At 65.2% G+C, this 24,613-nt stretch carries 19 protein-coding genes and 1 tRNA gene; 16 read left to right on the top strand and 4 right to left on the bottom strand.

Going from position 1 to position 24,613, the window contains the following annotated elements:
* Positions 1 to 133 precede the first annotated feature (133 nt).
* From AB4Z37_RS04910 to AB4Z37_RS04900, 3 genes are all read left to right on the top strand, one after another.
* A complete protein-coding gene (locus AB4Z37_RS04910) occupies positions 134 to 1,006 on the top strand; it encodes an FkbM family methyltransferase (protein ID WP_441515558.1) in 873 nt (290 codons plus the stop codon).
* Between the two features lie 196 nt (positions 1,007 to 1,202).
* Positions 1,203 to 2,393, top strand: coding sequence for a metallophosphoesterase family protein (locus AB4Z37_RS04905; protein ID WP_441515557.1), 1,191 nt, complete (start codon positions 1,203 to 1,205; stop codon positions 2,391 to 2,393).
* Positions 2,394 to 2,794: 401 nt separating this feature from the next.
* The gene (locus tag AB4Z37_RS04900) at positions 2,795 to 4,570 is read left to right on the top strand and encodes a hypothetical protein (protein WP_441515556.1); all 1,776 of its coding nucleotides are present in this window, start codon (positions 2,795 to 2,797) and stop codon (positions 4,568 to 4,570) included.
* A 24-nt stretch (positions 4,571 to 4,594) separates the two neighbouring features.
* Here the strand turns inward: AB4Z37_RS04900 and AB4Z37_RS04895 are convergent, their stop codons facing one another.
* The gene (locus tag AB4Z37_RS04895; RefSeq protein WP_441515555.1) at positions 4,595 to 5,131 is read right to left on the bottom strand and encodes a hypothetical protein; all 537 of its coding nucleotides are present in this window, start codon (positions 5,129 to 5,131) and stop codon (positions 4,595 to 4,597) included.
* Between the two features lie 278 nt (positions 5,132 to 5,409).
* Between AB4Z37_RS04895 and AB4Z37_RS04890 the strand changes: the two genes are divergently transcribed.
* The 6 genes from AB4Z37_RS04890 to AB4Z37_RS04865 all read left to right on the top strand — a co-directional run bounded on the left by AB4Z37_RS04890 (position 5,410) and on the right by AB4Z37_RS04865 (position 10,835).
* Positions 5,410 to 6,114, top strand: a complete 705-nt coding sequence (locus AB4Z37_RS04890; RefSeq protein WP_441515554.1) for a GNAT family N-acetyltransferase — start codon at positions 5,410 to 5,412, stop codon at positions 6,112 to 6,114.
* A gap of 191 nt (positions 6,115 to 6,305) precedes the next feature.
* A complete protein-coding gene (locus AB4Z37_RS04885; protein WP_441515553.1) occupies positions 6,306 to 6,644 on the top strand; it encodes a hypothetical protein in 339 nt (112 codons plus the stop codon).
* A gap of 589 nt (positions 6,645 to 7,233) precedes the next feature.
* Positions 7,234 to 7,749, top strand: a complete 516-nt coding sequence (locus AB4Z37_RS04880; RefSeq protein WP_441515552.1) for a hypothetical protein — start codon at positions 7,234 to 7,236, stop codon at positions 7,747 to 7,749.
* Positions 7,750 to 7,951: 202 nt separating this feature from the next.
* Positions 7,952 to 9,547, top strand: coding sequence for a rhomboid family intramembrane serine protease (locus AB4Z37_RS04875; protein WP_441515551.1), 1,596 nt, complete (start codon positions 7,952 to 7,954; stop codon positions 9,545 to 9,547).
* A gap of 358 nt (positions 9,548 to 9,905) precedes the next feature.
* A complete protein-coding gene (locus AB4Z37_RS04870; RefSeq protein WP_441515550.1) occupies positions 9,906 to 10,553 on the top strand; it encodes a hypothetical protein in 648 nt (215 codons plus the stop codon).
* A 205-nt stretch (positions 10,554 to 10,758) separates the two neighbouring features.
* Positions 10,759 to 10,835 (top strand) — tRNA-Arg (locus tag AB4Z37_RS04865).
* A gap of 83 nt (positions 10,836 to 10,918) precedes the next feature.
* Here the strand turns inward: AB4Z37_RS04865 and AB4Z37_RS04860 are convergent.
* Positions 10,919 to 11,617 carry a GntR family transcriptional regulator gene (locus AB4Z37_RS04860; protein ID WP_441515549.1) on the bottom strand — a complete coding sequence of 233 codons (699 nt, stop codon included), beginning with the start codon at positions 11,615 to 11,617 and terminating at the stop codon, positions 10,919 to 10,921.
* Positions 11,618 to 11,809: 192 nt separating this feature from the next.
* Between AB4Z37_RS04860 and AB4Z37_RS04855 the strand changes: the two genes are divergently transcribed.
* From AB4Z37_RS04855 to AB4Z37_RS04825, 7 genes are all read left to right on the top strand, one after another.
* Positions 11,810 to 12,718, top strand: a complete 909-nt coding sequence (locus AB4Z37_RS04855; protein ID WP_441515548.1) for a dihydrodipicolinate synthase family protein — start codon at positions 11,810 to 11,812, stop codon at positions 12,716 to 12,718.
* A 98-nt stretch (positions 12,719 to 12,816) separates the two neighbouring features.
* Entirely contained in the window at positions 12,817 to 14,127 is a 1,311-nt protein-coding gene (locus AB4Z37_RS04850) for an MFS transporter (RefSeq protein ID WP_441515547.1), read from the top strand.
* A gap of 249 nt (positions 14,128 to 14,376) precedes the next feature.
* Complete coding sequence (locus AB4Z37_RS04845; RefSeq protein WP_441515546.1) at positions 14,377 to 14,628, top strand: hypothetical protein; 252 nt, start codon at positions 14,377 to 14,379, stop codon at positions 14,626 to 14,628.
* A gap of 237 nt (positions 14,629 to 14,865) precedes the next feature.
* The gene (locus AB4Z37_RS04840; protein ID WP_441515545.1) at positions 14,866 to 17,187 is read left to right on the top strand and encodes a xanthine dehydrogenase family protein molybdopterin-binding subunit; all 2,322 of its coding nucleotides are present in this window, start codon (positions 14,866 to 14,868) and stop codon (positions 17,185 to 17,187) included.
* A gap of 209 nt (positions 17,188 to 17,396) precedes the next feature.
* On the top strand, positions 17,397 to 18,008 hold the full coding sequence (locus tag AB4Z37_RS04835; protein ID WP_441515544.1) for a PAS domain-containing protein: 612 nt from the start codon (positions 17,397 to 17,399) through the stop codon (positions 18,006 to 18,008).
* 305 nt (positions 18,009 to 18,313) lie between these two features.
* Positions 18,314 to 19,936, top strand: coding sequence for an inorganic phosphate transporter (locus AB4Z37_RS04830; RefSeq protein ID WP_441515543.1), 1,623 nt, complete (start codon positions 18,314 to 18,316; stop codon positions 19,934 to 19,936).
* A 212-nt stretch (positions 19,937 to 20,148) separates the two neighbouring features.
* Positions 20,149 to 21,774, top strand: coding sequence for an FMN-binding glutamate synthase family protein (locus AB4Z37_RS04825; RefSeq protein ID WP_441515542.1), 1,626 nt, complete (start codon positions 20,149 to 20,151; stop codon positions 21,772 to 21,774).
* A 42-nt stretch (positions 21,775 to 21,816) separates the two neighbouring features.
* Here AB4Z37_RS04825 and AB4Z37_RS04820 read toward each other — a convergent pair whose 3' ends face one another.
* Together AB4Z37_RS04820 and AB4Z37_RS04815 are read right to left on the bottom strand one after the other, a co-directional pair.
* Positions 21,817 to 22,170: a VOC family protein gene (locus AB4Z37_RS04820; RefSeq protein ID WP_441515541.1), complete on the bottom strand. Its 354-nt coding sequence runs from the start codon at positions 22,168 to 22,170 to the stop codon at positions 21,817 to 21,819.
* Between the two features lie 182 nt (positions 22,171 to 22,352).
* Positions 22,353 to 24,329 carry a carbohydrate porin gene (locus AB4Z37_RS04815; RefSeq protein ID WP_441515540.1) on the bottom strand — a complete coding sequence of 659 codons (1,977 nt, stop codon included), beginning with the start codon at positions 24,327 to 24,329 and terminating at the stop codon, positions 22,353 to 22,355.
* Positions 24,330 to 24,613: the final 284 nt, after the last annotated feature.

Here is a 24,613-nt window from a genome sequence, read left to right as displayed (position 1 = left end):
CCCCAGATGGCTTTTGCAGTGTCATTGTTGAGCGTTCCGTCGCATGTTAGTTGCTCCCCGAGACCTGCGCTAGGGGAGCGGCTCCATGCGCCGCCGCTGCGCTGCGGCAGAATGGCGTTCAGAGAGCGAGACGATGGCACAAGAGATCGGCGATACATTGGTCGGCTTGCTGAAGCCGGCGCGGCTGACCAGCATCGTCGATGTCGGCGCCAACCCGATCGATGGTGATCCGCCCTACAAGTCGCTGTTGCAGCAGCGGTTATGCCGGCTGATCGGCTTCGATCCGTTTCCCGATGTGCTGGCGCCGCTGGATGCGGCCAAGAGCGATCTGGAAACCTATCTGCCCTACGCCGTGGGAGATGGTGGCAGCCACACGCTGAAGCTTTGCCGCGGCATCGGCTTTGCCAGCCTGTTGCAGCCGGATGAGGTGCCGCTGCGGCACTTCCCGCGTTTCACCGAGCTTGGAACGGTGGTGCGCGAGATCGCGGTTGAAACCCGCAGGCTCGACGACATCGTCGAGATTGCCGATCTCGACCTGTTGAAGATCGACATCCAGGGATCGGAACTGTCGGTGTTCAGGAGCGGCCGCGCGCGCCTCGCGAAAGCGGTGGCGGTGCAGACCGAAGTGTCGTTCATCCCGCTCTACAAGGGCCAGCCGGTGTTCGGCGACATCGATCTCGAATTGCGCGGCCTGGGCTTCGTCCCGCACATGTTCGCCGCCATCAACAAGAAGATGATCGCGCCAATGCAGGGGTCGAATCCGGCGGCGGCGTTCAATCAGCTGGTCGAAGCCGACGTGGTCTATGTCCGCGATTTCATGAAGCCGGATGCGATGGAGGTCGAGCAGCTCAAGCATCTCGCCGTCATCGCGCATCATTGTTACGGCTCGTTCGACCTCGCGATGAACTGCCTGCATCATCTGACCGCGCGCGGCGCAGTGTCGCCGGATGCGCGTGCGCGCTATATCGCTGTCGTGCAGGGCAGCCGCGCGAACCCGCCGGGCTGAACGAGGCGGCTGGATCGCGCTGCCCGTGATCGCGCGTGGAGCGTCGCGGCGCCAGGCCTGACGCTCCGGCGGCAGCGTCTTGCCGTTTGTATGTCATTGAAATCTGTTTGAATCGAATCGATTGGGTGACGCCGCTGGCCGTGCTGTCATCGGTGCCGCTTCTGAGCGCGCTTTTGATCATTTGAGGAATTTCGACATGGCCCATTCCGCAAAGACCACCAACGTCGCGTCCCGCAGTGTGATCCGCCCCGGCGAGGTTCGGCCGCGGCCCAAGCCGAAGCACTCGCAGGCCCATTCGGGTGTCAGCCCGTTGCACCCGGTCAGCCATCGCAATGTCAGTTATCAGCCGCTGCCGCGCCCGCTCGGGCTGCCGCCTTATCATTACGACCTCTCCGAGTCCTTCCCGGATATCGCCGCGGCCATCGCGCAGGACAAGAAGATGGTGTTTCATGTGGTCGGCGACACCGGTGGCGTGCAGGACGGCGAGTTCCAGAGCAACGTCGCCGAGCAGATGATCTCTCACCTGTCCGACGCCAGGGGTGCAAAGCCGAGGTTCTGCTATCATGTCGGCGATGTCGTCTACTTCACCGGCATGAAGGACGATTACTACGCCCAGTTCTACGAACCCTATTCGCACTACGACGTGCCGATTTTCTCCATTCCCGGCAATCATGACGGCGAGGTGGATGACCCCGCGCAGCAGACATCGCTCGATGGCTGGGTGCAGTATTTCATGCAGGAGCATCCCGACGTCGATCCGATCTCGAAGGACGCACCGCGGGTACAGCTCAATCTGCCGAACGTGTACTGGACGCTGGTCACGCCATACGCCACCATCGTTGGCCTCTACACCAATGTGCCGGAAGGCGGCTCGATCGATTCGGTGCAGCAGCAATGGGTCACCAATGAGTTCGCCACCGCGCCGACGGATCGGGCGCTGATCTTCGCGCTTCATCATCCGATCTATTCGTTCGATGTCTATCACAGCGGCAGCTCGAAGATGGCCGACGTGCTCGAGAACGCGATTCGCGATACCGGGCGAGTGCCCAACCTGGCGCTGTCCGGCCACGTCCATAACTATCAGCGCATCGAGCAGACCATCGCGCCGGGTGGTCCGACGCCGTTCATCGTCAGTGGCAATGGCGGCTATCACAACCTGCATGCGGTGCATTCGGCGCCCGGGGACGCGGCACAGGATTCCGGTGCGGTGCTGAAATATGTCGCCGCCCAGTCCTGGGGCTTCATGACGCTGACGATCGACCACGACACCATTTCCGGTGCGACCATCGAGGTCGACCGCGCCGGTCATGTCAAAGCCGGCGATACCTTCAGCTATCCGGCGGCGCCGATCATGCTCAAGGCGCCGAAATCGGTCCCAACGCTCTGATCGTGTCCCGGCGCCGGCCGGGCGCAAGCCCGGCGGCGCTGTGGTGTCGGGGAGGGCGGCCGTCGGACAACGATTCGGCCGCGCGCGACGCTTTCATCGGACGATGTGATCGAACCATGTGCCGATGATCGGCCGCGGCAAGCGAAGATACCGTTCGGTGGCGTTCTCGAATACCGATAGCGGTATCCCTTTGCGGACTGTTCGTGGGTTGCGCCATCCCCCATGGCGTTGCCGCCTCCGTGAGATACATTGCCTGGCAATCATCGCGAATCGGTGCTGAAAGTCTCCTGTTGTGGTGGTTAGGATTTGTTCGCCTTACACGTGTTCGCGTCCACGGGCCGCGGCGCGATCCAGTCGATGTACCCGCGAGATCTCAAGTGCGCCATGATGATCGAGAAGGCATGAGCCGGCCGGTCGCCGGCCTTTTGTGCGGCCTTGCGTATCTCGCCTGCCTGTCCATCTTCCTGCCGTTTCTGCCGACAGCAATCGGGACGATGGGCCATGACTATGGTCTGCATCTCCCCAACATGCTGGCCGGCTACTACTGGTTCCTGCACAACGGGGTGGGGATCCTGCCATGGTTCTCGCCGGCGCAATGCGGCGGCTTTCCCTATTTCCCTGATCCGAATGTCGCCTACCTCTCGTTGCCGCAGGCGCTCGTGATCCTGATGTCGCCGGTGCGGGCCATCCAGGTCACTTTCTGCCTGTTCGCCTTGATTGCACTGTGCGGGGCGTATGGGTTGATGCGGGTCGGCTTCGGCACCTCTCGCGCGGCGGCGGTGCTGGCGGCAGGGCTGTTCGTGTTCAACGGTTTCTTCATCTACCGCGTGCTGATCGGCCACCTCACGTTCCATGCCTTCGCGCTGGCGCCACTGATGGTCCTGATGCTGCTGCCGGTGGGGAGGGCGCCCGAGCCGGTGCTGGCGCGCCTCGGCCGGATCTGTGTGGCGGGGCTTTGCCTCGCCTACATGTTCCAGTCGGGCATGGTTCATGGCATTCCGCCGGTGCTGCTGGCTACGGCGGTCATCCTGCTGGTGCATGCCCTGCGGTTCGGCTGGCGATGGGAGCCGTGGTTGCGGCTCGCCGCCGCCGGCCTCCTGTCGCTGCTGCTCTGTGCCGGCAAGCTGACCGCGGAGCTGGCGCTGCTGGCGCATTTCCCGCGTGATCAGTATCCGCTGCCGGGCGTGCCCGATTTCCTGCTGTTGCTGCGCATGGTGGCGCAGATGCTGTTCGTGTCGGTCCCGGCAGATCCCAATGCGCAGCTCGCCAACACGATGTGGCCGTTCGAGCGGAACGAATGGGAGTACGGTGTCTCCATCGTGCCGGCGTTGCTGCTGGTGGTGGCCGTGGTCGTCGGGCTTGTGCATCGCCGTCGCTGGAAGCCGCTGTCCGGACACCGTATCCTGATGCTGCTGGCGATCGCGATGCTGCTGGCGTGTCCCCTGCTGCTGAACTGGCACGCGCCGGTCTGGACCGGCTTTCTGAAGTCGTTGCCCTACTTCGGCAACAGCAGCAGTCTTCTGCGCTTTTTCTGTGCCTACATCCCGGTCGTGATCGTGCTCGCCTCGCTCGCGCTCGATGGCATACCGTGGCCGGAAGCGGCAAGACCACGTCTATGCACGGCCTCTGCGGTTCTCTGCCTCGGTGGGGTGGTGTTGCAGAATGCGCTGACCGAACGGGATTACTACGCCGGCCAGCCATATCAATCGAAGCCGATCGAGGCTGCCTATGCGCGCGCTCGCGCCACGGGCGTCGTGCCGCCGATCGAGGCGATCGTCGATACCGATCGCTTCATGGTGATGTCCAACGACGCGATGATCGCCGGAGGCTCTCAGCTCGACTGCTACCAACCGCTGCTCGGCTATCGACGGGAGAAGTTTCCTGTCGCGCCCCTGCGGCTCGGGCGGGTGGACCAGACGGTCAGTGGCGTGCTCAACCTGAAGAATCCCGCCTGCTATCTGTTCGGTGCCGAGAACCAATGCCGGCCGGGGGATCATTTCACGCTGGCTCAGGCCGCCGATGCCGAAGCGTTCCGCAACTATCGGCCGTTCGCATTCGCGCAGCCGCTGTGGCAGCGTCTGGCGACCTGGACCAGCCTGCTGGCGGCGGCCATCACGCTGGTCGTCCTGCTGATGTGGGGGCTTGTCAGGCGGCGGGCTGCGACGCCCGGCGCCTGACGTGGCCGTATCGGGCGGTCGCGTTCAGGCGAACGGGTTGCCCGTCGCGATGCTGCAAGATGTCGAGGTGACCGTGATGGTGGCCACCTCGACCGGAACCTTGCGGTCCATGGTGAGATACGTGATGTTCGATGACCCGGCTTCCTTGCCGTGGAGCACGCGCAGCGTGCAGGAGCTGTAGCCGGCGTCGAACGTGACGATGAGGCGGCGCACGCCACGTACGAAGGTCTGATCGGCGATCAGCGCTGCCCCCTCGTTCCGCCAGTGCAGCATGTTGCGGTCGCCGGAGACCTCCTTGTGATCGATGATGCCGCGTCCGGCGCTGCGGCCGAACTGGCTGAAGAAGCGTCCCTCGGCACTGACATAGACCGTGACGACCGATCGCTGGTTGATCGGGTGCTCTTCACCGCTCGCGATGATCTTCTCGACGCGATTGTCGCTCCAGGACAGCACCAGATGTTTGCCGCGCAGTCCGCTGCCACCGGAGGCGCCGGCAGACAGCGCAGGATGCGGACTGCATATCAGGGCCGATGCTATCAGGCAGGCAATGAGGCGGGTCATGAGAAATGCTCCTTCTTGAAAATGGCAACGTGAAATACCGGAGATTGTCGCGCCTTGAGGATCTCCGCAATCCAACCATACGTCCAGCCGATGTCGTCGCGGTGTCGCCGTCGTGCCGCGGCAGGTTCCCGCCGGATCGCGTGTCGACGCGATATTTCCAATAGTTTCCAATAACTTCTGTTCATGTCGCGACAGCGCTGTGCTCTTGGCGCACGCGTGATGCGCTTCTAGCGTCGGTATTCAACCCGCCAATCTCGATGCGAGTGGAACACAGCGCGATGCCCGTTCGCATCACTCCCGCGACTCAACGAAACGGCACGGCGTCCGCGAGGGGGGCAAGCCCGACGCGGCCTGGCGCGGCCGCCGCGGCAGACCTTGCGGGGTCGCGGCGCTGCGTCATTCGTCGCGGAACGATCGACGATGCCAGGGCGATCGCGAAACTCGCCGGCCTTGCCGGCGGCGATACGTTTACGTTCCTGCTGCGGGAGCTCGATCCGACGGCGGACCCGCTGCGCATCTCCCGCGACCTGATCGCCGCGCCGACCGGGACGATGTCACACCGGCATGCTCTGGTCGCAGTGTCACGCGGGCAGATCGTCGGCATGGCGAGTGCATTTCCGGCGCGTCTGATCCAGGAAGAGGCCGGTCGCGCGCCGCCGACCGAGCGCGAAGCGCTTCTGCGTCCGCGCACCGAGCTCTGTGATCCCGGCAGCTATTTCCTCAATGACATCGCCGTAGCCCGCGGCCATCGGCGCAGCGGCATTGGCGAGGCGCTGCTCGGTGCTGTCATCGACGACGCGCGCCGCCAGTCGTTTCCGTCGGTGACGCTGCATGTCTGGGCGGACAACGCCGGCGCCATCGCGCTCTACCGTCGCGCCGGCTTCGAGGAGGTCGGGCGTGCCGAGATCCCCTGGCATCCGGAGTTGCGCCATGCCGGCGGCAGCCTTCTTTTCAGGCGATTGCTCGCGCCTCCGGCGGAGTGACGGACGGTCTGCCAGCGAGCGCGCCGCTTGGGAACCTTGCGGAGCGTTCGACCTCGCGTCGTGTCGATGAGGCGCGGCCGACCACGAGGCGTCGTTCCCGAATTTCGCGCCGGCTTTGTCGCGTGCGCTTGTCCACCGGATTTTGCCGCTACGTTTGGATGTGGCGCGGGGACCTGCCCTATAACGGAGGGATGCGCGATCCTGAGAACATCGCAGCGATTATTCACGTCCTGAGGCAGGACTTCGGCGACGATATTGCGCGCGTGATGCTGACGAACGGGATGACGCTGGCGGCGCTCATTGACGCCCTGTTCGGCTCGTCGCTCCTGAACCGTGATGCGGTCAAGCTGGTGGTGGGGGCGCTGCGGTCCGGGGATTTCATTGTCACACCCGAATTCGGGCAGCCATCCCATCTCAAATATATCTACGACCGCCCGAAGTCGCTGCACGTGGTGGACGTGGCCATCATGACGCCTGATCGACGCGTCATTGCCAGCACGGATATTCGCTTTCGGCTGGCGGTGAGCTGAGAAGCGGCGGTAACGCGCTGGACAGACTCACGGGAAACCCGCCTAGCGTTGCGAGCACTGGTCGTACCGCTGCGTCGCTTCAGTTGGTGCGGGACTGTCGTTGAGCGGTGGTCGGTCGGGCAGGTGCGATCGGCTCCCACGGGGCCGGCAGAATAACTCTGACGGGCTGCGGGCGTTGTTTATCCTGCTGCACGTCAGCGCTCTGCTGCGACGGCTCACCGCGAGCGTCGTCCGCTCGCGCGCTCGTTTCGCTCACGCCGAGCATGAGCGCGGTCATCATCAAGGCTGTTCCAATCGGCGCGGTCGTTCGCATCACCCCTCCTGTGGCGGGCCGAGCGGACGTTAGGGGGAGCGTCCTACCCGCGGAAGGTGACCATCGTCACTTTTGGACAGTCGATGGATGAAGCAGGCGGGCCATGGAACCTGCGAAGGCGGGCGGCATCTTTGAACTTCCCTTGTTTCTCATGCGACTCTCTTTCCGATATGAAACGCGACAAGCGAGATGCATATGAGAACAGGACTGTTGGGGTTGACGATCGTGGGGCTCACCGCCTGCCTCTGCGCCGGCGCCGCGCGGTCGGAGACGCCCGTGGATACGAGCGGCGCGACGGCCTGCGCCATTGCCGGCTGGTCGAGCGATAGCGATCCGGCCGGCCTCAATGTGCGGGCTGCGCCGCGGCTGGATGCTGCCGTCATTGCCCGGGTGCCGCCGCCGGAGCAGCAGGACGGCGATTCCTACGCGGCCGAATTTCGCATCATGGGCAGCCGCGATGGCTGGCTGCTGGTCAGGGACGTCAGGGTTGTCGACTACGGCAGCGGCAAGGGCGATCGACTGGTGTTCGCCGGGCCGGGCTGGGTGTTCGGCGACAAAGTGCGGTTTACGATCAACCGTCCGGAGCTGCGGCGGGCGCCGAAGGCCGATGGCGCCATATCCGCCAAGCTGCAGTCGCGCGACGGATCGAGCGGCCCGGATTCGGCGATCATCGACCATGTCCACAGCTGCTCGGGCACGTATGCCGAGGTGACGGCGCATCTCACCGGCGAGCCGCCGCGTCGCGGCTGGGTGACCGGGATCTGCAGCAATCAGGTGACGACCTGTCCGTGACAAAGCCCGCACGGCGGGATCCTGAACAGCCGGGCTGTGCAGCCGCGCCACAACCTGCTTTCCGCAGTACGTTTTTGGTGTAGTCTTCCTTGTATTCAATTTTCTGATCGAGGCGCCTGCCCGTGCGGGCGTCGTTATTTTCATCGGGATGCTTTTAATGTCGGACAGTGATGGGCCGGAGCTTCACGCGCGAGGCTCGGTGATGTCGGTGGACACGTTCTGCAGCTATCTCGCAAAGCAGCTCGTGGCGAAGAAAGGCTATCGTATCACGCATGTGCCGAAGGCCACAGGACTGGCCCTGGCCAGCGACGTCGTGCTGACCATGTCGGATGGTCTTACGCTGAACATGGTCTGCCTGGTCGATCGGGAGGCGCATCCGGGCCGGGAGTTCGCGCTGTCTGTCGAGGATGTCCGGCAGATCGGCGACGGCTGTCTGCACTATACCGGCCGTGTCAACGGCGCGAAGATGCCGCTGTCGATCACGATCATCGAGATCGGCCCGCCATCGCCGGGGCAGGAGCAGCGGCTACACACCTACAAGCGGAAGTGGCGTGCGAAAGTCATTCCCGTCGCGATGACGGTCGATCCGGCGTCCGGGCGGGTCTGGAGCTCGCATCGCCCGCTGATCAGGTCGGTCGGGCTTGCCGCCTTCATCGAACGTCTCCTGGCGTCGCCGCGTGAGGCGGACGCCGACCTCGTGCCGCCCACGGTGGCGACGGCGCCAAAGACATTTCCGGTCCTGACGGTCGCGATCCTGGCCGTGCTGGTTGCGGTTTTCGCAGCCGAGATCAGGTTCGGAGTCGGTCCGCTGACCGGGCCGCTGCAGCCGTCGATCGCGACGCTGGTGGCGATGGGCGGGTTGGCGCGATCGCTCGTCATCGCAGGCGATTGGTACCGGCTGCTCTCGGCGCCGTTCCTGCACATCGATATCATGCATCTCCTGCTCAACTGCGTCGCTTTGTTCGTCGCGGGGCTTCGCTACGAACATCTGGTTGGGCGCGCCTGGTTCGGACTGATCTATGCCGCGGGGGCGGTGTGCGGATCGCTGGGATCGTTGATGTTCAATGGCGCTTCGATCGTCTCGGTCGGAGCGTCCGGCGCGATCACGGGGCTGTTTGCCGCCATGCTGGTGACCAGCCGGCATTTTCCGGTAGGTCGACTGAGAGCAACCCTGCAGAGGAATGCGATCTATGTGCTGATTCCGGCATTGCTGCCGCTCACGGGCGCGCTGAGTGGAAAGAAGGTCGACTATGGCGCTCACTTCGGCGGCGCCGTTGGCGGCGTGGCGGCCGGGCTGTTGATTTTGGCCGTCTGGTCGTCGGCATCACCGCTGCCGAGCGGCCGCAGGATCGCTGCGGCCATCGCCTGCGTGTCCACGCTGGCGTTGGCCTATCCGGTGTTCGGCGTTGCGCGAAACTACGAGAGCGTTTCCTTGATGGCGCAATTCATTCCTGCCGAACGATACCCGAAGAGTGCCGCGGAAGTCACCGCAAGAGCACAGGATCTCGTGAAGCAGTATCCGCGTGATCCGCGCGCGCATCTGATGCTCGCCGGGCGCCTGCTCGATCTGAACGATCGTGCCGGCGCCGAGCGAGAGGCTCGTGCGGGACTTGCGGAAGAGGATGCATGGCGGCCGCTTCTGCCGGCGGTCGGAGTCCCGCTCAGGGCGATGCTGGCAGCCTCGCTCGATGATGCCCGTCGCGGCGAGGCGCTGACGTTGGCCAAGCCAGTGTGCGACGCGTCACATGATGGTCCCGTTCGCCGTTTGTTGGACGCGCGGCAGCTGTGCGGGAGCTAGGTCGCGATAGCTGGACCGAGGCCCCGTATGACAGGGCGGCAACGTCATCAAAAGGTGATATCGGCGGCGGGTTCTCAACCGCGGCTTTAGCCATTCGGGGGCGCGCGAAGAATGGCCTGCTCAACGGCGAGGCCGCCAGGCATCTTCACTTTGCTGCACCTGCAGTCCGGGTGTTCTGCTGCGGTCGCCAGGCGTGACGGCTGCGGTGCCGCTTTGGCATCCGCTTGTCGGTTGGTTGTCCGCTCCCATAGGTGGCCTCTGGTTTCGAGGTCTCAAGCAGGCCAGCGCACTATCGGTCGCTTACACTGAAGCGAGAGTTTAGGTTACTACTGGTCCTCAGCGGCTGTGGGAGCGCGGGATGTTTTGGCCGGATCAAGGGATTTTTGTTTTCCTTTGTATGTCGATCGCGGCTTCCCTGTTGGCGATCGTGAGGCGAAATCTGGTCGGCTTCGCCGGAAGCCTGCTGACAGGTCTGCTTGCGGTCACACTGGCCCGCTACACTTACCTTGTTCCGGTATCGGTCGTGCTTTTGATCGCATCGTTCGCTTTCGCGCTGCGCAAGTTTGCGCTCAATGAGCAGCGTTGGGCGCTGTGGGTTTCGTTTGCGCTCATATTCTCGCCTTTCGGCGCCGGCGCAGTCTGGCTGTACTTCAGCTATAATTGGGGGCCGCCGGCGATACTCGGCGATGCGGCGCGGTTTGCAGGTGCAGATCAGCAGATGACGGATACCCTCAACGCCAGATTTCCGCATGGTACGGACGAAGCGCTGCTGAGGTCCGTGTTGCTAAGGCAGGGTTTCAAGGACGAGCCTGCGCTCTATGCTTGCCGGCTGGAAGCGAGGGAAGGTCGTGTGGTTCGCTTCGGCGAGTGCCCTCCAGATACACGGTGGATGACGTACCAGTGGTCCAGCCTCGTCTGCGGCGTGACAGTCTCGGTCAATTGGTCGGTCGATCAGAACCGAAAGCTGACCAGACTGCAGGTCAGTGATCGAAGTGCGTGTTTGTAGTCGGTTGGCATGGGCTGGGACGCTGCGATTGTCGGTCAGCCATGGCTGCGCTGCCTGGTCGCCGTTGTCGTGGCCTGTGTGAAGGCGGGCCGCTATGCCATGACCAGGCGATCAGGACTTGTGGCAGCCAGGTGACGTCGAGATCGTGACAGGCGCCGTCGCGCGGGTAGCATCTTCGTCCCGGCTTTGCTATGCAGGGGCCGTCGGTCCCGTAGCTCAGCCGGATAGAGCGACGGTTTCCTAAACCGTAGGTCGGAAGTTCGAGTCTTCCCGGGATCGCCAGCGCCTTTTCCTCACGCCGATAAATGACGTTCCGCCGCTTTCGCGGCGCGTCCTGATGGACGCCGCCCGCGCGTGCGGCATCGCTACGCCGCATCCGCGGCGTGGCGGTCCTTGATCGCCGCCAGCAGGTTGCGGCCTGCCGACAGAATGTGGCGCTTCAGGTAGGGCACGGCGTGCTCGGCGTCGCCTTCCTCGCACAGCCGCAGGATTTCGCGATGCTCGACCTCGGCGTCGGCGACCGCGCCGGTCAGCAGCAGCTGCAGGCGGATGTAGCGATCGGTCTGCAGGTTGATACCCTGCACCACCGCCAGCGTCTGCACCCGGTTGGCGGGCAGATACAGGCTGCGGTGGAATTCCCAGTTCAGCCGGCCCCAGGAGCCGACATCCTCGCGGTGATAGGCGTCCTCGAGCTGCGCCAGCACCGCGCGGGAGGTGGCGAGATCATCTGTCGTGATGTGGGGCAGCGCCCGCGCCAGCAGGTCGCATTCCAGCATCGCTCGCAGGTCGAACAGCTCGCTGATCTGCTCGCTGGGCAGGGAGGTGACAACTGCGCCCTTGTGGGTCGTCAGCTTGACGAGGCCTGATGCTTCCAGCTGACGCAGTGCCTCGCGCACCGGCATGCGGCTGACGTCGTATTCGGCCGCAATGGTCTCCTGCACCAGCGGGTCGCCCTCCCTGAACTCGCCGTTGAGGATGCGTTCGCGCAGGGACTCCGCCAGCGAGTCCGGGATGCTCTGGCGCTTGATCCGGTGTGCTTTCGGAGAGGGCAGTCTCGGCGACATGTTCAGCCATCGGTCGGGCAGATTGCCTCCAGATTCGGATAACAATCTGAAATTACAAAGTTATTTCAGGCGTTGAGTATACCACGCCGCCGCCCGCAAATGAAGCTGGACATCTGATTTTGTCTAATTGTAGATTGGATCCAATCACAAAGCGGACACAAAGCGGTCCGAACGAGGAAAGGATACCTGTCGATGACCGTCTGGAAGGGCGTTTTCCCTGCCGTCACCACCAAGATGCGAGAGGACGGCGCCGTCGACCTCAAGGCGACGCAAGCCAGCATCAACCGGCTGATCGAGAGCGGCGTGTCCGGGGTCATCGTGCTGCCGATGCTGGGCGAGAACGCCTCGCTGCGCCCGGAGGAGCGGGAGAGCGTGATCCGCGCCGCGGCCGAGGTCGTCGACGGCCGCGTGCCGCTGCTGTCGGGTCTTGCCGAGATCTCGCTGGAGGCGGCGACCGCCTCTGCCCGCGCCTATGAGCGCTTCGGCGCCGAGGGTCTGATGGTGTTCCCGAGCCTCGGCTACAAGACCGATCCGCGCGAGACCGCGGCCTGGTACAAGGCGATCGCCGCGGCGACGCCGCTGCCGATCATGATCTACAACAACCCGATCGCCTATGGCGTCGACGTCACGCCTGCCATCCTGGCCGAGCTCGCGGATACGCCGTCGATCGTCTGCATCAAGGAAGAGACCGGCGACATCCGCCGCATCACCGACATGTATGTCGCGCTCGGCAACCGTTTCCAGATCTTCTGCGGCGTCGACGACCTGATCGTCGAGAGCATGGCGCTGGGCGCTACCGGCTGGGTCTCCGGCATGACCAACGCCTGGCCGCGGGAGTGCGTCGGCATCTTCAATCTCTGCGCCAGGGGCCGCTTTGCCGAGGCGCTCGGGCTTTACCGCCTGATGACGCCGGCTTTCCATCTCGATACCCATGTCAAGCTGGTGCAGTACATCAAGCTCGCCGAGCACCTCGTCTATGGCGCGCCGGAATGGACCCGCGCGCCGCGCCTGCCGCTGGTCGGCGAAGAACGGGCGCAGGTCTTGGCCGTCATCACCCGCACCATTGCGGATCTGCAGGCCTTCGCGCGCCCGGCCGCGTGAGGCCATCGCGCCGCGCCAACAAGCGATCCGACATCGCCTGCGGGGGGACGCGTCGCGTCCCCCCGAACATCAAAGATCGGACATAAGGGGGAATCAACATGAGCAGCACGACCAATGTGGAGGTGGCCGCCGCGCCGGCCTCTATCGGCGACGGACTGAAAACCAAGGTCCTGTTCGCCAGCCTGACCGGCAGCGCCATCGAGTGGTTCGATTACTTTCTCTACGGCACGGTGGCCGGCCTCGTCTTCAATCGCCTGTTCTTCCCGAACTACGACCCTGTCGTCGCGCTGCTGCTGTCCTATCTCTCCTTCTCGCTGCCGTTCTTCGTGCGGCCGTTCGGCGGCTTCGTGTTTGCTCATATCGGCGACCGCATCGGCCGCAAGAAGACGCTGGTGCTGACGCTGTCCTGCATGGGGTTTGCGACCTTCCTGATCGGCCTGCTGCCGGGCTATGACCGCATCGGCGTGTGGGCGCCGATCCTGCTGGTGACGCTGCGCGTGATCCAGGGCCTCGGCATCTCCGGCGAATGGGGCGGCGCACTGCTGCTGGCCTATGAGTACGCGCCCGAGAATCGTCGCGGCTTCGCCGGCAGTATCCCGCAGATGGGCGTACCGCTCGGCATGCTGCTGGCGACGCTCGCCATGACGCTGATGTCGATCCTGCCGGACGCCGAATTCATCGCCTGGGGCTGGCGTGTGCCGTTCCTGCTCAGCGCGGTGCTGGTGTTCCTGGGGCTGTGGATCCGCAACGGCATCGACGAGACGCCGGACTTCAAGAAGGCCAAGCAGAGCGGCGATGTCGCCAAGATCCCGCTCATCGACACCGTGCGTTATCACTGGCGCGAGGTGCTGATCGCGACCGGCGCGAAGGTCGTGGAGACCGCGCCGTTCTACGTCTTCACCACCTTCGTCGTCGGCTACGCCACGGGCACGCTGAAGTTCGAGAAGGTGACGGTGCTCAACGCCATCACCATCGCGTCACTGGTCACCGTCTGCATGATCCCGATCATGGGCGGGCTGTCGGACCGGATCGGTCGCAAGGCCGTCTTTCTGACCGGCACCGTGCTGATGGCGGCGTTCGCGTTTCCCTATTTCTATCTGCTCGACCTGCGCCAGCCCTGGAGCATCACGCTCGCCACCGTCGTCACTGTCGGCCTGATCTGGGCGCCGATCGTCGCCACGCTGGGCACGCTGATGTCGGAGATCTTCTCGACCCGGGTGCGCTACACCGGCATCACCCTCGGCTCCCAGATCGGCGCCGCGGTCGCCGGCGGAACGGCGCCGCTGGTCGCCACCTGGCTGCTGAGCGAATTCAGCGGCAACTGGGCCTCGATCGCAGTTTATATCATGCTGTGCGCCGTGGTCTCGTTCGTCGCGGTGTCGCGCGTCGACCGTCGGTCCGCGGCGTAGGGGCTGGGCCGGCGTCGCCGGCGGCCTGCCGGGCCCGGAGGAGCGCCAGGCCCGGTGTCGTATCCGGCGCGGGCCGTCGCCCCCTCGGGGCATGCAGCATGGCGAGCCCACGAAAACCCCGCTGTCTGGCCGGGGCCGGAGCGCTACTCTGGCGGTGCGGAGCGTCACGCGGCCCTTTCCTGGGTACCCGCAGGGCCAGCTATCGGATAGGGTAAGGGGTCTTCATTCCGTGAGATCTTGAGGGCCGTCATGAAGCATTCCGCGCCGACATGGTCCCGCCTTGCTGTGCTGTTCGCCCTTGTCCCGACCGTCACGGGCGTCGCAGGTCCGGCGCGTGCCCAGGACGATACGCGCAAGGCGCAGGAGCGGGCCTGCTCCCATGATGTGTCGCGTCACTGCCGCAAGGTGATGAGCGATGGCGATATGGCCGTCCATCAATGCCTGCTGCAGAACCACGACAAGCTCAGCCCGTCCTGTCGCAGGCTGGTGGATGGACACTGAGGCGCCGCGTGCGTAGGCGGCGACGCCGGTTACGGCGGGGTGACTGCCATGGGGGTTGCCCGTTGCGTTCATCGTGCCGTCGCAATACATCGAACCGAACTGTCCGCCGGAGGCGGGGTCATCGTGCGTTGCCTCGCGAAATTTCGTCGGGTGGCATTCCTTGCGACGGCCTGACGTCCCCGAGCGGCGACCAGCCGGCGAGGCCTCCTGCGGCCGGCTTGCGAGAGGGATGACGCGATGAATATTCTGCCCAAGGAGCTGCGGTTCGGCGCCGGCCAGCCGGTGCGGCGTGTCGAGGATCAGCGCCTCGTCACCGGTCACGGCCGTTATGTCGACGACATCGCGCATGCCGACGCGCTGTGGCTGGTGCTGCTGCGCTCCCCGCACGCCCATGCCCGCATCACCGCGATCGACACCGCCGCCGCGCGGGCGATGCCCGGTGTGGAAGCGATCTTCACCGGCGCTGATCTCATGGCCGATGGCATCGGCTCGTTGCCGACCCTGCCGGTGTTCAAGCGGCCCGATGGCTCGCCGATGACCTTCCCCGAGCGCCGCCTGCTGGCGCACGAGGTCGTGCGCTTCACCGGCGAGGCCGTCGCTGCGGTGGTCGCCACGTCGCGCGCGGCCGCGCAGGCTGCGGCGGAAGCGATCGCGGTCGACTATGAGGTGTTGCCGGCCGTCACCGATCCGCAGGCGGCGATCGCGCCGGGTGCGCCGGCGGTGTGGCCGCAGGCGCCGGACAACATCGTCGCCGCCACCAGCTATGGCGACGCCGCGGCGGTCGAGGCGGCGTTCAAGGCCGCGGCCCATGTGGTGTCGCTCGATGTCGTCAGCCAGCGCCTCGCGCCGGCCGCCATGGAGCCGCGCTCGACCATCGCCGAGGTCGATGCCAAGACCGGCCGCCTGACGCTGCACATGCAGACCCAGACGCCGACCACCACCCGCGACACGCTGGCGGATGCGGTGCTGAAGCGTCCGAAAGACAGCGTGCATATTCTCGTCGGCGACATTGGCGGCGGCTTCGGCCAGAAGACCGGCGTCTATCCGGAAGACGGCGTCGTCGCCTACGCGGCGGTGAAGCTGAAGCGCAAGGTGCGCTGGCGCGGTGATCGCACCGACGAATTCCTCGGCGGTACCCATGGCCGCGATCTGACGTCGACCGCGGAGTTCGCGCTCGACGCCAAGGGGCGGGTGCAGGCATTCCGTGTGCGTTCGATCGGCGGCACCGGTGCCTATCTCAGCGGCACCGGCGTGCTGATCCCGCTGATCCTCGGGCCGTTCGTCGCCACCGGCACCTACGACCTGCCGCTGGTGCACATCGACGTCAAGGCGGTGATGACCAATACCGCGCCGGTCGGCGCCTATCGCGGCGCGGGTCGCCCCGAGGCGGTGTACATCGTCGAACGGCTGATGGACGCCGCCGCGCGGCAGATCGGCATGGATCCGCGCAAGCTGCGCAAGATCAACTTCATCAAGCCGGGCCAGATGCCCTATCGCACCGCGACCGGCCAGACCTACGACAGCGGCGCGTTCGCGCATATGCTCGACCGCGCATCGGAGCTTGCCGACTGGGACGGCTTTGCCGCGCGCAAGCGTGCGGCAAAGTCGAAGGGCCTGCTCTACGGCCGCGGCCTTGCCAGCTACATCGAGTGGACCGGCGGCACCGTGCACAACGAGAAGGTCAGCCTGCATGCCACCGGCGACGGTCGCGTCGTGCTGCATTCCGGCACCCAGGCGATGGGGCAAGGGCTCGAGACGGCCTATTCGCAGATGGTCAGCGCCGCGCTCGGGATTCCGATGGACAAGATCCAGGTGGTGCAGGGCGATACGGACCTCGCGCAGGGCTTTGGCAGCGTCGGCTCGCGCTCGCTGTTCGTTGGCGGCACCGCGGCGGTGGTGTCGGCGAGCGACCTGATCACCAAGGCGCGCGAGAGCGCGGCCAATGTGCTGGAGGCCGGTGTCGGTGACATCGAGTACAATGGCGGGTGGCTGACGGTCGCAGGCACGGACCGCCGCGTCAGCCTGTTCGATCTCGCCAAGAGAGAGGCCGGCGAACGACTCAGCGTCGACAGCGAGGGCAAGGTCGACGGGCCGAGCTGGCCGAACGGCAGCCATATCTGCGAGGTCGAGATCGATCCGCAGACCGGGATCACGCGTGTGGCGCGCTACACCACGGTCGATGACGTCGGTGTCGCCGTCAATCCGATGCTGGTCGGCGGCCAGATCCATGGCGGCGTCGCCCAGGGCATCGGCCAGGCGCTCTATGAGGGCGTGGTCTATGATCCGGACGGCCAGCTGCTGACCGCGACCTATCAGGACTACTGCATCCCGCGCGCCGACGACGTGCCCGATATCCGCGTGACGCTGGATGAATCGGCGCCCTGCCGCACCAATCCGCTCGGCTCCAAGGGCTGCGGCGAGTCCGGCGCGATCGGCGGCCCGCCCTGTGTGGTCAATGCGGTGATGGACGCGCTGAGCGGCGCCGGTGTGAAGAACCTGCATGCGCCGCTGACGCCGATGAAGGTGTGGTCCGCGCTGCAGGCAGCGCCATCGGCCTGAGATCGATTGTTCAACACCGGTCGCGATCGGCGCGGCCGGTGATGGATGACACAGGCGTTGGCGCGTGCTTTGCCGGCGTCATCATATGCTTCTCAGCGCACACGAATCATTTATAGCTGTCGTCCGCGCGTTGCGCGCCATGGACGTTTTGCTGCATAAGTCGCGTTTTCCCGCCTCCTGATTTCGAGATTCCGAGGCCGATGAGCCGCATGCAATTCCAGAGATCGCACATCAGCATCGTCAGATCGATCCGGCAGGTCAGCCTGGTGCGCGACTGGTTTCGCGCGCGGTCCGGCAGGGCGGTGCCGACCATCGCGAGCTTCGAGCCGAATGAGCGCGCCGGCGATGCGCTGGACCTGCTGCTGTGCGAAGTGGTGCGCAGCGGCGATGGCGTCGACTTTCGCTGCCTGAAAGCAGGCGAGCGCGTCGGGGCCATCTATGATGCGGCGATGACCGGGCGCACCATTCGTGACTGCCTCGATCCGGCAATGGCCGAGGTCGCGATGCCGATCTGGAAGGCATGTGTAGCGGCGGAGCTGCCGATCTTCGCGATCGTGCCGGTGTCCGACATGGACGGTTGCCCGGTGACCATCGAGCTGCTGCTGCTGCCCTACGCGGGGAGCGCCGACAGGCCCGACTTCATCGTGGTCTCGCTGCATGCCTGCAGCACCGAGAGGCGGTTTTCTCTGGCGGGGCTGATGCGGGTCAGGGATCGCGCGCCGCCGCACTGGGCGGTGGTGATCGACCCGGCCGCGACGGCAGCGCCCCGCCCGGCGGAGCTCGAGGTGGCCGCCGAGCAGATCGTGATGGACGTGATCTAGTGTCCTGATCGGTTCGCAAGCTGGTACGGAGGTTGCTGCAAGTGCGGTGAACTTGCGAACCGGGGACACTGGCGTCCGCGCGGGCGACTTTCGACTATCTATTGATGACGCAAGTGTGCGGTGGCGCTATTGATAGCGTCGCGCGCCCGCGCAGCAATGTTTGGACATCAAAGTTCGCCGCGTCGCGGAAGGCGGCCCAAAAACGGCGGGACTGGACGCAATTTCGGCTTTTTCCCGTTTCTGTCATCGAGATTTCAACAGCGCCGGTCAAGGTTCCCCCCAGTACCATTAACAGGGGCCTAACCATGAGCGACGTTGCTTTACCCGGCTCGATCGAGCCTGCCTTGCAGAAGGGACCGGATCTCGATCGCGGCTTCCACCCGCTGACCGGTGTCATCTACATCGGCATTGTCGCTGCCGCGCTCCTGTTCGTTGCCTACAGCATCTATGTCGACGTCGACGCCACCGGCGCGCGCGTGACCAGCTTGCTGCCCTACATCATGCTGTTCGTCGCGCTGCTGATCGCGCTCGGCTTCGAGTTCGTCAACGGCTTCCACGACACCGCCAATGCGGTGGCGACCGTGATCTATACCCGTTCGATGCCCGCGCATGTCGCCGTGGTCTGGTCCGGCATGTTCAACCTGCTGGGCGTGCTGCTGTCGTCCGGTGCCGTGGCGTTCGGCATCGTGTCGCTGCTCCCGGTCGAGCTGATCCTCCAGGTCGGCAGCGGCGCCGGCTTCGCCATGGTGTTCGCGCTGCTGATCGCGGCGATCGCCTGGAATGTCGGCACCTGGTATTTCGGCCTGCCGGCGTCGAGCTCGCACACGCTGATCGGCTCGATTATCGGCGTCGGTATCACCAATGCCCTGATGCACGGTCGCAGCGGCACCTCCGGTGTGGACTGGTCGCAGGCCGGCAATATCGGCAAGGCGCTGCTGCTGTCGCCGCTGTTCGGCTTTGCGCTGGCCGCGCTGCTGCTGCTGGTGCTGCGCACCGTGATGCTGCGCGCGGCGCCGGCGCTGTTCGCCGAGCCGAAGGGCAACCAGCCGCCGCCGATCTGGATCCGCGGCATCCTGGTGCTCACCTGCACGCTGGTGTCGTTCTTCCACGGCTCCAACGACGGCCAGAAGGGCATGGGTCTGATCATGCTGATCCTGATCGGTACGGTGCCGACCGCCTACGCGCTCAACCGCGCGCTGCCGGCGAGCCAGACCGAGCATTTCGTGGCGAGCTCGGCCGCTGCCAGCAAGGTGATCGAGGGCAAGGCCGCTGGCTACAATGTGCTCGGCAACCCGCGTCCGGCGGTGACGAACTATGTCGCGGCCCATCAGATCAACGAGGGCACCTATCCCTCGCTGGCGGTGCTGGTGCGCGACATCAGCCAGCAGGTCACACAGTATGGCTCGCTGGCCAAGTTCCCCGCGGAAGCGGTCGGCAACACCCGCAACGACATGTACCTCGCCTCGGAAGCGATCCGCTTCCTGATGAAGGACAAGGAGAGCGAGCTCAGCGCTGACGAGGTCAATATCCTCAACGGCTACAAGGGCACGCTGGACGCTGCGACCAAGTTCATCCCGACCTGGGTGAAGATCGCGGTGGCGATCGCGCTCGGCCTCGGCACCATGATCGGCTGGAAGCGGATCGTGGTCACGGTCGGCGAGAAGATCGGCAAGACCCACCTGACCTATGCCCAGGGCGCCTGCGCCGAGATCACGGCTGCCGCCACCATCGCGGCGGCGGATGGTTACGGCCTGCCGGTCTCCACCACCCACGTGCTGTCATCGGGCATCGCGGGCACCATGGCCGCCAATGGATCGGGGCTGCAGTGGGCCACGATCCGCAACATCGCCCTGGCCTGGGTGCTGACCCTGCCGGCCGCGATGGTGCTGTCGGGCAGCCTGTACTACCTGTTCTATCACCTGCTCTGATCGGCGCATCGCAATGAGGACTGAGGAGCCGCGCAGGTCCTGCGCGGCTCTTCGCATTTCAGAAGCCGGTCACATGCGGTTTGATGCAGTGCATCACGCAGGATCGTCCTGTCGGCCCGCGCATGGTGTATAAGTCTCGTCCCGGTTCGACCGCGGGGCGGCCGCGCGACCGGGGGTGAACAGTGCCGGCCGAGCCAGGAGACGAGGTGGTTATGGATACATTGATGCTGCCGTTCACGCCGCGTTTCATTGTCCTCACAATCTGTTCGGTCGTGACCGTGCTGCTGCTCGGCATCGGCATCGTCGACCACAAGGCCTTCGATATCGTGCTGCTGCCGCTGGTCGTGTTCGGCGCGCTGACGGCACTCGGTTTCCGTGATCTGATCCAGAAGCGGCACGCCGTGCTGCGCAACTATCCGATCTCGGCGCATATCCGCTTCCTGCTGGAGGAGATCCGGCCGGAGATGCGGCAGTATTTCTTCGAAAGCGAGAAGGACGGCAAGCCGTTCAGCCGCGACATTCGCGCGGTGGTGTATCAGCGCGCCAAGATGGACCTCGACAAACGGCCGTTCGGCACCCAGAACGACGTCTATCAGGAGGGCTATGAATGGATGCACCATTCGATGGCACCGAAGCCGATGGCGTCGGAGAAGTTTCGCCTGACCATCGGCGGCCCTGACTGTACCAGGCCCTACTCCGCCTCGATCTTCAACATTTCCGCGATGAGCTTCGGCGCACTCAGCCCCAACGCCGTTCGCGCGTTGAACGGCGGCGCCAAGAAGGGCGATTTCGCTCAGGATACCGGCGAAGGCGGTTTCAGCCCCTATCACCGTGAAATGGGCGGAGACATCATCTGGGAGATCGGCTCCGGCTATTTCGGCTGCCGCACCGCGGACGGCAATTTCGATCCGGAGAAGTTCGAGAAGCTCGCGACCATCGACCAGATCAGGATGGTCGAGCTGAAGCTGAGCCAGGGTGCCAAACCCGGCCATGGCGGCGTGCTGCCGGCGGCCAAGGTGTCACAGGAGATTTCCGAGATCCGTGGCGTGCCCATGGGCAAGGACTGCATCTCGCCGCCCTATCACAAGGCGTTCTCGACGCCAGTCGGCATGATGCAGTTCATTGCCGAAATGCGGCGCCTGTCCGGCGGCAAGCCCGCGGGCTTCAAGCTCTGCGTCGGCCATCCCTGGGAATTCCTGTCGATCTGCAAGGCGATGCTCGCGACCGGCATCTACCCGGATTTCATCGTGGTGGACGGCAATGAGGGGGGCACAGGTGCCGCGCCGCTTGAATTCATGGACAATCTCGGCATGCCGATGCGTGAGGGCGTCAACTTCGTTCACAACGCCTTGATCGGCATCAATGCACGCGACCGCATCAAGATCGGCGCGGCGGGCAAGATCGCCACGGCCTTCGACATCGCCCGTGCCATGGCGATCGGCGCCGACTGGTGCAACGCCGCGCGCGCCTTCATGTTTTCGATCGGTTGCATCCAGTCGCTGAGCTGTCATACCGATCGCTGCCCGACGGGGGTCACCACCCAGGATCCGACGCGCTACCGTGCGCTGGTGATCCCCGACAAGCTCGAACGGGTCTGCAACTATCATCATGCGACACTGCACGCGCTGGCCGAGCTGACGGCGGCCGGCGGATTCATGCATCCCGACGAAATGAAGCCGGTGCATTTCTCGCGGCGCGTGTCTGGCGTCGAGGTGATGTCGTTCGACAAGCTTTATCCGTCACTGCGGCCGGGCGAACTCATCAACGGAACCGAGGATCCTCGCTTCAAGCGCGCCTGGGCGTTGGCTCAGGCGGAAACCTTCGCGGCGGCGGGCTGAGGCGGTCGGTTACACAGGGCGGCGGCCTCGCGCCGCTGCCGGTCAGCCGGTGTGCGTCAGAATGTTGACGAGGCGGCCGAACGGATCACGCACATAGAAGCGGCGCACGCCCCAGGGTTCGTCCGCCGGGCCGTATTCCAGTGGAATGCCGCCGGCCCGGACGCGCGCGAGAGCGGCCTCGAGATCGTCGACTTCGATCGACAGGTCCGGCACTTTCGTACCCGAGCCGCCTTCGCTGGCGATACTGACCTGCACGGTCATCGCCTGCGCCGAGCCCCATGTCGCAATCCAGCCGTGGTCCATCACAAGATCGAGGCCGAGCAGGTCGCCATAGAACGCGCGGGCCTTGCCGATGTCGGTGGCGCCGATGTTGGCGACGATGCGTTTGACCTGCATGGGGCGTCCTGGTTCGAAGCGAGCGAGGCAGTCATGCCGGCGGCTCCAGCCGGATCCTGGAGCGCGTCCGCCTCTGATGAAAGCGCGAACGCGCTCCAAGCCATGTTCTGACGCACTTTCCTCGCGCGAACCGGTGCCCGTCCCCGGATCAGGTCCGGGGGCATGCTTCGCTCGAAAAGGCTTTAGAACTCGGCGTGGACGCGTCCGGAGAACAGCGACACCGGGCCGCGATCACCGTTATAGGCGGGATTGACGATGAGCTGATAGTCCGCCGTCAGGGTCACGCTCTTGCTGAGCGCGTAGGCGTAGTAAGTCTCCAGGATCTGTTCGGGCCGGTAGTTCAGCGCGCCGTCGCCGATCAGCAGGCCGTTGCCGCCGGCGGCGAGAAAGTCACGGTGCGGCCGCGATAGCCCGTTGATCGCGCCGCCGAGGCCGAACGTGTCGGCGCTGCGGCCCCAGTAGCTGCCCTTGACGGAGATGCCGCCTGACAGGCTCTGGTCGATGTCGGTGAACGACAGGATCTCGTTGCGCCCGTCGTTCCAGCTGAGGCGCGCGAACACGCCGATGTCGGTTGCGACCTGCTGCTCGCCGTTGAGATAGAAGCCGTACTTCCATCGCTCCTGGCGCAGGCTCGCCATCGCGTCGTTAATGGCGAGCGATGGATCCATGGCGTTGAGCGCCAGCGCCTGATTGTAGCTGCCGGTGATGCCGCGATTGGCGAAGACGCCGAGCCGCAGCTTGCCGGGCTGGCCGAACAGGGTGTGGCGCTCCTCGAACTCGACCACGGAGCCGGCGCCCTTGAAGGTCAGCGTGTCGCTGTTCGGCGCGGCCGGCACCTGGAACAGGCCGGCGCGCAGCGCCCAGTCCTTGCGGTTCAGCTCGACCACCGCGCCACGGGTGAAGCCGGGCAGGTCGGCGGGAAAGTCGTAGGCGGCAGACGCCCACATCGCCCAGTTCATGAAGTCGGCGCGCGGGTCCTTGGCGTAGGAGTTACCGTCGAAATAGTCGCCGACGGCGAAGCGGCCGACGGTCACCGTGATGCGATCGATGTCGCGCTTGCCGGCGAGCTGCATCGGGCCGTCGGCGACGTCCTCCTGCTCGCCGCCGAGGCCGAAAGTCTGGCGGAAGATATAGCGCTGCGGCCGGAATTTCGGATATTCGGCGCCGCCCTTCTGCGCCTCGCCGTTGGGGAAGCCGGCAAGGCCGAGCGTGCCGCCGACGCCGAAGCCCTGGGCCAGCTCGGGATTGAAATAGAGTTCGCCGCCGTCCCACAGCCGCCAGCCAAGGAAGGCGTCGGCGGTCCAGGTGTCACGGCCGAGGCCGCCGCCCGGCAGGCTGTTGCCGCCCTGGTAAGGGGAGCGGAAGCCGGGATAGCCCTGCAGGATGGCGGTGGTCTGACCATGGATCGACCAGCTATCGGAATCCGGCAGCGCGCTGGCCGTGCCGGTCGGCGCCCACAGCGGCCCGTCCCACAGCCGGTAATTCAATCCGACCTTGACCGTCTGCAGTTTCGGGTCGACCCGCGTATCGGGGATGCCGAGACCATCGAAGCTGTAGGTCTTGCCGCCGAGATCAGTGTAGCTGTACTCGACCTTGCCGCTCCAGTTGCCGAACAGCGCGACCTCGACGCCGGCACCGGCGGTCCAGCCGTAATGCTGGTGGGCCTTGCGGTCGATGCCGTCGCCGTTGGCGTCGTTGATGGTGGCGGTGGTCCGCCCCCAGGCGAGGCCAGCGGCGAGGTAAGGCAGCCAGGTTCCGAAGGCATAACCGACGCGGCCGCGGATGGTGCCGAGATGGTCGAGACTGGTGTCGAAGGGAGCGCGTTCGATCTTGTTGCGGTCGACCGGCGAGACAAATGACATGTCGGCTTCCACGCCGAGCACCAGGCGGCTGGGAAGCTGAAGGTTGGCGCCGATCTGGTAGCCGCCGATCATGCCGGTGGAACTGTGGGGCAGGAGCGCTCCCTGCAGCGGCTGGCCATGGGTGTCGGGGCCGAAGCCGCCGCCGCCATACCCGGCATGGCCGCCGACATAAATGCCTGTCCAGTCGAAGACCGGGGCCGCTGGAGATGCCTTCAGCGGCATGGTTTCGAGGTCGGCGGCAACCGCGGCTTCGCGGCAGAGTGCCGCGAGCATGATGCCGGCAAGTAGCGTCTTCATCGTCTCCGGGGCCGTCGATTCGGGGGCGGTCTCGTGCCTGAGGTCTTCCTCTGGCACAGGCGGCCTGCCCGCACCACCGAGGCCGAAGCGCAGGGCGGTCGATTTTCATGGGGTGAGCCATGCCCGCAACAGCACAGGAACTGCACCGGCGGGGAGAGGGGGCCTGCAGCGCGCCCTAAGCCGGCATGGCGCGGATTTACGACAGATATGTAACGGATGCGGGAGGTCGCGGCCCGGCAAAAGGATGACCCGCCCGGGGGGACAACCGGGCGGGTCGGGTACGA

It is taken from the genome of Bradyrhizobium sp. 2TAF24 (genome assembly GCF_052115025.1).
Classification (GTDB): domain Bacteria; phylum Pseudomonadota; class Alphaproteobacteria; order Rhizobiales; family Xanthobacteraceae; genus Bradyrhizobium_A.
Note: the sequence above shows the minus strand (reverse complement) of the source record. Positions and strands in the feature narration are given on the sequence as shown.